This window comes from Shewanella sp. SACH (assembly GCF_001887095.2).
GTDB lineage: Bacteria > Pseudomonadota > Gammaproteobacteria > Enterobacterales > Shewanellaceae > Shewanella > Shewanella baltica.
In genome coordinates this window covers 97,751-109,243 of the sequence record NZ_MPDG02000001.1, presented here as the reverse complement: position 1 = coordinate 109,243, position 11,493 = coordinate 97,751, and the positions used below count along the sequence as shown (strand labels likewise).

Genomic DNA, 11,493 nt, shown 5'->3' with positions numbered 1-11,493 from the left:
GTAACAAAATATAAAACTGGTTCTATTTTAAAACAATGAGTTAGAATATCATCACAAACAAAAAACGCATTATATTGCAACAATAAAGTAACTTACCGTTGACTCTGTTGATAATTTAAACTAGCTTTATGTAAGCGCTTACATAAACCTTAACAAGAACAAAAAAATGTCTGTGTTGTACATGATTTGTTCAACCCACACCACAAATCAGAGAGTTGTAGCCTGAATATCTACTCAACGGGGAGATGTAGATGGAACTTAGAACATTTAGAAAAACCAGATTGGCCACTAGCCTTTCGCTAGTCTTAGGCGTGGGCTCTATCATGCCCGCCTATGCCGCCGATACTGACAAAAAAGAAGAAAATATTGAAGTTATTCAAGTAACAGGGATCCGCGGTAGTTTAGTCCGTTCGATGGACGTAAAACGCGGCTCAGAAGGCATTGTTGATGCAATTAACGCCGAAGATATCGGTAAATTCCCCGACAGTAACTTAGCTGAATCGCTACAACGTATTTCTGGCGTATCTATCGACCGTCAAAACGGTGAAGGTAGCCGAGTGTCGGTCCGTGGTTTTGGTGCCGATCAAAACTTAGTACTGTTAAACGGACGTCAAATGCCAGTCACTACTGGCTCTCGCTCATTCGACTTTGCCAACATAGCGTCAGAAGCCATCAGTGCGGTTGAAGTTGAGAAAACTACTAAGGCTGAAAATCCAACGGGCGGTATTGGCGCAACGATCAATGTGCTCACCCATAGACCGCTAAGCTCGCCAGGCATGAAGGCGACTTTCGGTGCAAAGGCCGTTAATGACTCATCCACGGATAAAGGCTCTACCACACCAGAGCTTTCTGGCTTGTACTCAAACACCTTTGCCGATGATAAATTTGGGATTTCTATTTCAGGTAGCTATCAAGAAAGGGAGAGTGGTAATCAACAAGCCCAAGTCGGAACAGGTTGGCGCAGCTTCCCAGGTATCGTTGACCAAGATTACAGCGGCCCCAACGCAGAATGGGGCGGCGTTCCTAAAAACGACAATCAAGTCAATCGCCCTGGCGATGATGACGTGTATAGCGTGCCGCAAACCACGATTTACCGTTTTGAAGAACAACAACGCAAACGCACCAACGGTCAATTAGTACTGCAATACGAGCCGATTGACTCGCTGCGCGCAACGCTCGATTACACTTACATGCGTAACGACATCGATACTCAAACGCACGACGTCTCGGCATGGTTCAACTTTGTGCCGTCCCAAGAAAATATTTGGAGTGATGGCCCAGTTTCATCACCACTCGTTTATTCAGAAACCTACGATGCACCAGCCGACCTTTCAATGGCTGCTGGCGATTTCGGCACCCGCGACCAAAGTGGTTCACTGGGTTTTAACTTAGCTTGGGAAGCCAGTGATAATCTGACATTAAACTTAGATTACCATAACTCCTACGCCGAACGTACGCCTAACAATGTCAATGGCAGTTCGAGCAACCTCAGTACCGCCGCCTTTATTCGTACCAGTGCAGCGACCGATTTTAGCGGTGATGTCCCAGTACTCGCCGTTGGTGGTGGAAATGCGGTTCGCCCAGAAGATATGCGCGTGACTGGTTCAACCTTTACCAATGCCGTCAATCGCTCCGAAATTGAACAGCTGCAAATGTCGGGTAAATATGATTTAGCCGAAGCAGGCAGTATCGATTTTGGTATTGCGATGTCAGACGTGAATAACCACTCTCAACAGGTTGATATTCAACGTAACGACTGGGGTGGCGTTGGTGCAGCGGGCGATTTAGACGCAGCTTGGTTTCCAACCAGTTCAGTTATCGATAAATTCGATGGTTCAAAAGGTAATTTCGCAGGTTATAACGGTAATGCCTCGACAGATCCGCTAAACACTATGTTCCTTTGGGACTTTGCGGCAGTTCGTGCCCGTGCAGCAGAACTCTATGCAACGAGCATAGTGGGTGATTGTGGTAATGGCTTCTGCCCTTCTACCGATTATTCTAAAGGCACAGACCGTTTCACTGAAGAAAAATCTCAATCAGCCTATATCCAATACAACTTCGCCAGCGAAATTGCCAACATGCCCTATGACGTGCATTTCGGCTTACGCTACGAAAAAACAGATGTTGAATCGACTTCGGTTGTTTCCTCTTATGATACAGCCACTTGGATTGCAGAGTCTGAAATCGCCCTAACGAGTTCAGTGGATAATAATCGCGTTTATCAAACTCAAAAGGGTGATTACGATTACCTGCTACCCAGCTTCAACTTTAATATTGAAATGCTGGAAGATGTTTTCGTCCGTGCTGCCTTTAGCCAAACGATTGGTCGTCCTGACTACACCTCGATTCAAGGTGGCACCACAGTAGGAACGCTTGCCTATCGCAACGGTGGTAGCGGCTCGGCGGGTAACCCAAGTCTGTTACCACTCGAGTCAACGAACTATGACTTGTCGACAGAATGGTATTACAACGATGCCAGTTACGTCTCAATCGGTTACTTCCGTAAAGATGTGACTAACTTTATCAGCAGTAACCCTGAAAACTCAGACATCTACAACATTCCGGATCCAGCACACGGTAAATATGTTGATGAAGCCATTGCGGCAGGTGCCACTACTGCGATTCAACAACGCCAATGGATTTATGACAAATACGGTGCAACCGACCCGAATGTGAAGATCAATCCTGATAACGGCAATATCGAGATTACCGGTAACCCAGGTGATCCATCGTTAAACTTCCTCATTACCAATCCCACTAACAGTGATTTAAGTAATGTGATTGATGGTTGGGAGTTTTCTATCCAGCACTTCTTTGGTGAGTCAGGATTTGGTATCCAAGCCAACTACACTATGGTGGATGCGGGGGACAGCTATGATAACACTAACTTAGGTCGCCCAGGTGATGCGACCCAGAACGTGATTTTAGGGATCAGCGACACCGCAAACTTAGTCGGTATCTATGAAAACTATGGTTTCTCGGCCCGTATCGCCTATAACTGGCGTGATGAGTTCTTAAACTCAACAGGTCAAGATACTGGCTCGAACCCTAAATACACCGAAGCTTATTCGCAGGTGGACTTTAACATAGGTTATGACGTTGAAGCGGTTGAAGGTTTAACCATCTTCATCGAAGGCTTAAACATCACCAATGAAGCCACGCGTGTACACGGCCGTGCGACGGAACAAGTCCTTAACTACACCCAGACGGGTGCGCGTTACAGTATAGGCGCACGTTACACTTTCTAGTCGTACCGATTTAAGAGCAACAGATCTTTACCCTAAGGTCGTATGAGGTATGCCATAGATACCTCATTTTTATCAGGATGACAGCAGGCTACACGGACGTAGCCGCTCTTTTTAGTCAATATGAGTAAAATAAATACTGGAAATCGCAGTAAAACTATTCAATGCTAGCGCAATAGTTAACCGCGTTAGTGGTAACGAAAAACATAAAAGCCTTTATAAACAACAATAAAAGATTAGGCACTCGATATGCAACAAGCAACTCACACAGCCATTAATAACATTGTCATTGTCGGTGGCGGCACAGCCGGTTGGATAACCGCTGCCCTTTTGGCCGCCGAGCATAATGTCGATAAAGGCCAGCTTGCGCACTCGCCTAAACTCAATATCACATTAATAGAATCCCCCGATGTGGCCACTATCGGCGTCGGCGAAGGCACTTGGCCTTCGATGCGTAACACCTTAGATAAAATCGGCATCAGCGAAACCGAATTTATCCGCCAATGCGACGCGAGTTTCAAGCAAGGCTCACGCTTTATTCACTGGCAGCACGATGATACTGAACGAACTAAACCATTCGGTTCTAACCAATATTTACATCCCTTTAGCTTACCCCATGGCCATCAAGAGTTAGACTTGTGTCCCTTTTGGTTGCCTCACAGTGACAAGGTCAGTTTTGCTCAGGCGGTATCCAACCAAGATGCGCTGACTCTGTTAGGGCTAGCGCCTAAAACCATTGCGACGCCTGAATATCATTTTCAAAACAATTACGGCTATCACTTAGATGCGGGTAAATTTAGCCAACTGTTAATGCAGCATTGCACCGAAAAACTGGGGATCAAGTACATTAGAGATCATGTCACTCAGGTTCACAGTCATGCCAATGGCGATATAGAAAGCCTTGCGACCAAAAAACATGGCGTGATCTTAGGTGATATGTTTGTCGATTGTTCCGGCACGAAATCATTGCTGCTGGGCGAGCATTTTAAGGTGCCCTTCCTCTGCCAAAAAGCTGTGCTGTTTAACGACAGCGCCTTAGCAATACAAGTCCCCTATGCCGAAGAAAACAGCCCTATCGCCTCATGCACACTCTCGACGGCGCAGCCCAATGGCTGGATCTGGGATATAGGTTTACCGACTCGCAAAGGCGTGGGTTATGTCTATTCATCGGCCCATTGTAGCGATGACGAAGCTGAACGAACCTTAAGAGCCTATTTAACCAATGACACATCAACTAATCCTCAATCGGCATCCAGCAACGCGCTTGATAGTCGTAAACAAGAATGCCGAAAGCTAAATATCAACCCCGGCTATCATGCAAAATGCTGGCAAAACAACTGTATCGCCATAGGTATGGCGGCAGGCTTTATTGAACCTTTAGAAGCATCGGCATTGGCTTTAGTGGAATGGACGGCAAATACCTTAGCCACGCAACTGCCAACGCATCGCGGCGTAATGGACACGATTGCCCAGCGAGTGAATGAACGCTACGAGCGCCACTGGCAGCAAATCATCGACTTTTTGAAACTGCATTATGTCGTGAGTCGACGCGAAGTAGATGGCTACTGGCGCGATCACCGGGAGGCCGCATCCATCCCAGAAAGATTACAGCAGCAACTCGAACTATGGCGTTATCAAGCGCCAAGCAGCCACGACATTAGCTACAAAGAACCCTTATTTCCGGCGGCGAGTTTCCAATATGTGCTTTATGGTATGGGCTTTAATACTGCCCTACCGACTCATATCAAACCGTCGCAACAACAAGTTGCCCAAAGACTTTTTAGCGAGAATCAGCAAAAGATCCATGGATTGAGCCAAAGCCTTCCGAGCAATCGCGACCTATTAAACAAGGTCAGGCAATTTGGTTTCCCTAAGATTTAGCACAAATAACAAAAATAACTCGCGGCAGTGAGAACCAACAAAGGACAAAGGTAACCCTATGAGCCAACACGTATTACTTAACAGCGTAGATCATAAAGATATTAAAATTATCACTGAGCGTAGTGCTAAGTACGGCGATAATGTCTGGTTCAGTGTCACCTTTCCGGCGGAGTTTCGCAGTGTACAGGCGCATTATCCGATTTTTTTCCAAAAGGATCAGACCACAGGCCAGTTCTTTGCGGTGGCGCTTTATGGTTTTCAAAATAATGAGAATCTGTTTTTAAATAACGGCACTTGGCAGGCTTCTTATATCCCTCTCACCCAACGTCGTCAGCCGTTTCTTATTGGTCAACAAAGCGTGCGCGAAGACGGTGTCGAGCTCAAACAAAGGGTCATACATATCGATATGGCGAGCCCAAAAGTCAGCACAACCGAAGGCGAAGCTTTATTCCATCCCTATGGTGGGAATACGCAATATCTGGATGATATTGGGGATATGTTAGAAGGTATCCACCACGGGCTTATCGACAGTAAGCACTTTATCGATTTACTTATTGAACATAAGTTGCTGGAATCCTTTACCTTAGATATCAAGCTCGACAATGGCCACCAACATCAAATGATGGGTTTCTATACTATTAATGAAGAAATGCTAGCGGCCCTTTCGGCAGAAGTGCTCGCTCAATTACATGCTAAAAGTTATCTAGAGGCGATTTACATGACCTTGGCCTCACAGGCAAGAGTACGTGACTTGCTTAACCTTAAAAATGCGCAAGGTTAACTAGGTCGCAGCCATGAGTCTTGATGTGATTAAACCTAAAAATAATGTCGTCAAACACCTTGAAAACTGCTCAACCGAGGAGATGCTCGCGCTGATTAAAGACGCTGAGCAGCCTTTGGTATTTAAAGGACTTTGCGCAAACTGGCCTTTAGTGAAAGCAGGGCTTGAATCCAGCGATAGCGCGATGAAGTATCTGGCCCAGTTTTACCAAGGCATGCCCGTCACCGCCTATTATTTAGCGCCAGAACATCGAGGCCGCGTATTTTATAACGACACTTTAGATGGGTTTAATTATCAGGCGGGTAAGTTAGATTTGCGGCAGATTTTCACGCAGCTCACTGTGCAGCAAGCCGCCAGTATTTATATGGGCTCAACCGATATTAATCAGTGCTTACCTGGACTTGGCGCCGATAATAGTTTTAATCTTGCGCCTTTGTCACCGCTCACCAATATCTGGCTTGGCAATCAAACTCGTATCGCTGCCCATTTCGACTTTCCCCATAACTTAGCCTGCAATGTCGTCGGTAGACGCACTTTTACCCTGTTTCCGCCGGAGCAAATCAGCAATCTGTATATTGGCCCAATGGAGTTTGCCCCGGGCGGCCAAGACATTAGCTTAGTCGATATGGATAATCCCGATTTTGACCGCTTTCCTAAATTTGCCAAGGCGATGGAATCCGCGCAGGTCGCCAAACTGGAACCCGGTGATGTGTTATTCATCCCCAGTATGTGGTGGCACCATGTACGCGGAATGGATGACTTTAATGTTCTCATTACCCATTGGTGGCGAGATACGCCCGGTTATCTTGGCCGCCCTAATAATGCCTTACTGCACGCAATGTTAAGTTTACGCTCCTTACCCAAGGCGCAACGTCAGGCGTGGAAAGCCCTGTTCGATCACTATATTTTTGACCATGAAGATGGCGATCTAGAGCATATTCCTAGTGCAGCCCAAGGCATGCTGACTACCCCACTCGATGAAATCAACGCCCGAAAATTGCGGGCAGATTTAACCAATAAGCTCAAACGTTAGCCCAGTTGAGGATATAAACGATGACAACAGCCATAAAAAGAGTCGTGATTGCGGGTGGCGGAACAGCCGGATGGATGGCTGCTGCGGCGCTGACTAAGTTGATGGGCAAACACTTAGAAATTGTGCTGGTCGAATCCGATGAAATAGGTACGGTCGGTGTGGGCGAAGCGACGATCCCCACATTACATATTTTCCATCGATTACTCGGCCTCAAAGAACAAGAGGTCATGGCAGCGACAAATGCGACCTTTAAACTCGGGATCTCCTTTGAAAATTGGCAGGATATCAATAAAAACTACCTGCATTCCTTTGGTTTTTTAGGTAAAGATTGTTGGGCCTGTGGTTTTCAACATTTTTGGCTGAAAGGCAAACAACTCGGCATGGTGAGTGAAATAGGCGACTACTGCGCCGAACATCTCGCCGCCCGTCAAGGACGATTTGCCGTACTGCCAAACCAAGATTACAACCATGCTTACCACATGGACGCCAGTCTCTATGCCAAGTACCTTCGAAAAATGGCCGAACAACACGGCATTCACCGTATTGAAGGAAAAATAAAACAGGTATTACAGCATCATGATAGCGGCAATATCAAAGCGCTCGTCTTAGAGAATGACGAAACAATCGAAGGGGATTTGTTTATCGATTGCACAGGCTTTCGCGCACTGCTGATTGAGCAAACGCTTAATACTGGCTTTGAAGATTGGAGCCATTATCTCCCCTGCGACAGTGCGATTGCGGTGCAAACGCAGTCAGTGGGTACCCCTATTCCTTATACTCGCTCGATTGCCCGCGATTCGGGTTGGCAGTGGCGTATTCCACTGCAAAATCGCACGGGCAATGGCCTGGTCTTTTGCAGCAAATTTATCTCAGATGAGGATGCCACTGAGTTGCTCCTCGCTAATCTTGAAGGGGAACCGCTGAATAAGCCTAGGGTCATTAAGTTTAAAACCGGCACCCGTCGCCTGCATTGGCATAAAAACTGTGTTGCCGTCGGGCTGTCCGGCGGCTTTTTAGAGCCACTGGAATCCACCAGCATTCATTTAATCCAACGTAGTATTATCAGATTGATGCAACTATTTCCGTCGGCGGGCATAGTGCAATCCGATATTGATGAGTTTAATCAACAAACTAAACTCGAAATGGACAATATACGCGACTTTATTATCTTGCATTACAAGGCCACGGAACGCGAGGACAGCCGTTTCTGGCGTTATTGTAAAAATATGGACATTCCAGCGTCGCTCAAACATCGAATCGAAATGTTTGCCGACAGCGGCAAAGTCTATAAATACGGTAGTGAACTCTTTGGCGAAAGCTCATGGATCCAAGTGATGATGGGCCAAGGCATAATGCCAAAACACTATCACCCGATAGTCGATGTGATGGAAGAGCCTGAACTCGAAGCCTTCTTAAACAACATTAAATCGACCGTAAAGCGTAAGGTAGAAAGCCTACCTGCCCACATCGATTTTATTCAGCACTATTGCCCCGCTGAGGTTTTAGCCAACACTAAACCTATGGCAATGTGAGGTACAGGGATGCAAACCTTAGATCGCAACACGAATACGGCTAAGCCACAGGCAACTAAGCAACAGGCAACTATGCAACAGACAGTCAAGCTCAAGCCTCAGCTAGTCTATCTTGGCAATGAAAAGACGCCCTTGATTATTATCGATCATGTTGCGGCGGATCTGTTGCCAATACGTCAGTGTGCTTACACCCAAGCGCACTTTTCTGCCGATAATGGGTCTTTTTACCCCGGCGTGCGTGCCCCCTTGCCGCAGGCCTATGTCACCGATGTGCTCAATCTTGTGTACCAGTTGATTTATGATGTGTATCAAATCCCTTCGAGCTTAAGCATCAAATTACAGGCATTGTATTTCTCGCTGATCAGTACCCCCGCCAATGCCCTTAAACCGCTTCAATGCCTGCCGCATTTTGATACTCCATCACCGCACTATTTCGCGCTACTGCACTATTTAAACGACGGTCCCCATGGCAATACGGCGTTTTTCCGCCATATTCCGACGGGCTTTGAGCGGATAAATGAAGAACGTATGCCAGACTACTTTAAGTCTGCTAAACCTTTAGTCGATGACATTACTCGCCATCCTTCGGGCTATTGTGTTGAAAGCAACAGTCATTATGAGATTTATCATCAAGTCGAGTATCGCCCGAATCGTTTAGTGATTTATCCCGGTAATTTGCTGCATTCCACCTTAGTGAACCCACAAACCGATATTGATGCCAACCCAAGAACAGGCCGGCTAACGAGCAATATTTTTATCGAGTTTAAACCCTCAGTCCGCTGACTCAGCGATTCGCAAAGCGTTATATCACTGTTACTGACGCTGACGACTTTAGGTTTAGCTGGGTTTATTGACGTCCCCAAAGTCGTAGTTAACACAGTCCAACGCCTTAAACACACATTAAAATTCATCAATTCATTTGTAACAAAGTCTGTTTTGTCAGCCTCTGCCATTGGTTTGCTTGGGTTATCGCCTTATACTTTTGAGCTCAAATATTAAAACAACAATGTTGGAAGCAAGCGATATGACTATTGGGACTGCTCCGGTAAGTAAAACACATTCATTTATGACTGTGTCTCTTATCGAATTATGGGAACGCTTTGGTTATTACGGCATGCAAGCGCTGATTGTGTACTTTATGGTGCAGCGCCTTGGCTTTGATGACTCACGTGCAAACTTAGTATGGAGTGCCTGTGCGGCGCTCATTTATGTATCACCGGCCATTGGTGGTTGGGTTGGGGATAAGATCCTCGGCACTAAACGCACTATGCTGCTGGGTGCGGGGATTTTGTCTCTGGGTTATGCGCTGATGGCCGTACCCACTGAAAATACGTGGTTTATGTTTTCAGCGCTCGGCGTGATTGTGGTCGGTAACGGCCTGTTCAAACCCAATGCGGGTAACTTAGTTCGTAAAATTTACGAAGGTGACGATTCTAAAATCGACAGTGCGTTTACTATCTATTATATGGCGGTCAACGTTGGCTCGACCTTCTCTATGTTGCTGACGCCTTGGATTAAAGATTATGTCAACGCCCAGTATGGCAACGAGTTTGGCTGGCATGCCGCCTTTGCCGTGTGTTGTGTCGGCATATTGGTGGGGTTAGGCAACTATGCACTTATGCGTAAGAGTTTAGTCCATTACGGTTCTGAGCCAGATACTCGCCCAGTGAACAAGAAAAGCCTCGCGATAGTATTAGCTCTGGCCGCGTTGTCAGTAGTCGCTTCGGCCATTATTCTGGAATATGAAGCGGTTGCCCGTGTCTTTGTTTACGCCGCAGGCGTAGCCGTATTAGCAATCTTCTTTCACTTGATCCGCACCAGTGAAGCTAGTGAACGAGCGGGACTGATTGCGGCGCTGATCCTCACAGTGCAAACCGTGTTCTTCTTTATCTTCTATCAACAAATGTCGACCTCGCTTGCACTCTTTGCATTACGTAACGTGGACTGGGATTTCCAAATTTTTGGTACCCACTTGTGGACTTGGTCACCGGCCCAGTTTCAAGCATTGAATCCATTATGGATTATGGTGTTAAGTCCAATCTTGGCGTGGAGTTATTCGTGGGCGGGTCGCAATGATAAAGACTTCTCTATCGCGGCGAAATTTGCCCTCGGTTTTGCCGTCGTCGCTATCGGCTTCTTTATCTATGGCTTTGCCGGACAATTCGCCGTCAACGGTAAAACTTCTTCATGGATCATGATCTGGGGCTATGCCTCTTACTCTTTAGGCGAATTGCTGGTGAGTGGTCTTGGTCTTGCCATGATTGCCCGCTACGTACCTGCGCGTATGGGCGGCTTTATGATGGGCGCCTATTTCGTCGCCTCAGGTATTTCACAGTATCTGGGCGGTGTGGTCGCTAACTTCGCCAGTGTGCCAAAAGATTTAGTCGATCCACTGCAAACCTTACCCGTATACACCAGCCTATTTAATAAATTGGGTATCGCGGCTGTGGTTTGTACCTTTATCGCCCTTGCGGTATTACCGCTAATGCGTCGCCTGACTGAGACTCACCATTCACATAATAATACTGAGAATGAAAGTGCTGCGGCATCGCTACGGGATGTAAAAGCCGAGCAATAATGCTCGACTGACAATAGCGATTTATCTATTGCATAACATCAACTGCCGATAGCCCTGCTATCGGCAGTTTTTTTATCACTTCACTTAGTTATACCCTTGTGTTGCAACTCATAACCAAATGAGCTGTAGCGAACCTCACCCAATCCCGCAGTGACAGGCCTAGCGCTGAGTTGCTGAGAATAAGATCTTCAGTTCCACATTATCGTCCCTCACGCTGGGATGACTTCACCGTCTCGATTTGTTACAAAGCAAGTATGAACCAAGACGCACTCGGTTTAATAGCGCTGCTCAAGTGCAAACTCAAATTGACATGACTAATGAAATAACGAAGGGGAAAAGAGTTAACCGTTCAAGCTTGAGAAGCGCGGTACTTAGCCCCATATCAATAACACTGAATACCTTTTTATTCATCAAGACTGAGCCGTTAACGCTTGTTCTTCGCT

General features: G+C 46.5%; 7 protein-coding genes. All 7 read left to right on the top strand.

Annotated elements, in window-relative coordinates; all coding sequences use genetic code 11:
• The first annotated feature begins 251 nt into the window (after positions 1-251).
• The gene (locus BM607_RS00420) at positions 252-3,248 is read left to right on the top strand and encodes a TonB-dependent receptor (RefSeq protein ID WP_071939225.1); all 2,997 of its coding nucleotides are present in this window, start codon (positions 252-254) and stop codon (positions 3,246-3,248) included.
• Between the two features lie 246 nt (positions 3,249-3,494).
• Entirely contained in the window at positions 3,495-5,126 is a 1,632-nt protein-coding gene (locus BM607_RS00415; protein ID WP_071939226.1) for a tryptophan halogenase family protein, read from the top strand.
• 58 nt (positions 5,127-5,184) lie between these two features.
• Complete coding sequence (locus tag BM607_RS00410) at positions 5,185-5,907, top strand: SapC family protein (RefSeq protein ID WP_071939227.1); 723 nt, start codon at positions 5,185-5,187, stop codon at positions 5,905-5,907.
• Between the two features lie 13 nt (positions 5,908-5,920).
• Positions 5,921-6,940 carry a cupin-like domain-containing protein gene (locus tag BM607_RS00405; RefSeq protein WP_071939228.1) on the top strand — a complete coding sequence of 340 codons (1,020 nt, stop codon included), beginning with the start codon at positions 5,921-5,923 and terminating at the stop codon, positions 6,938-6,940.
• Between the two features lie 20 nt (positions 6,941-6,960).
• Entirely contained in the window at positions 6,961-8,472 is a 1,512-nt protein-coding gene (locus BM607_RS00400; protein ID WP_071939229.1) for a tryptophan halogenase family protein, read from the top strand.
• Between the two features lie 9 nt (positions 8,473-8,481).
• Positions 8,482-9,255, top strand: a complete 774-nt coding sequence (locus tag BM607_RS00395; protein WP_071939230.1) for a DUF6445 family protein — start codon at positions 8,482-8,484, stop codon at positions 9,253-9,255.
• Between the two features lie 241 nt (positions 9,256-9,496).
• Positions 9,497-11,050, top strand: a complete 1,554-nt coding sequence (locus BM607_RS00390; protein WP_071939231.1) for a peptide MFS transporter — start codon at positions 9,497-9,499, stop codon at positions 11,048-11,050.
• The last annotated feature ends 443 nt before the right edge of the window (positions 11,051-11,493 follow it).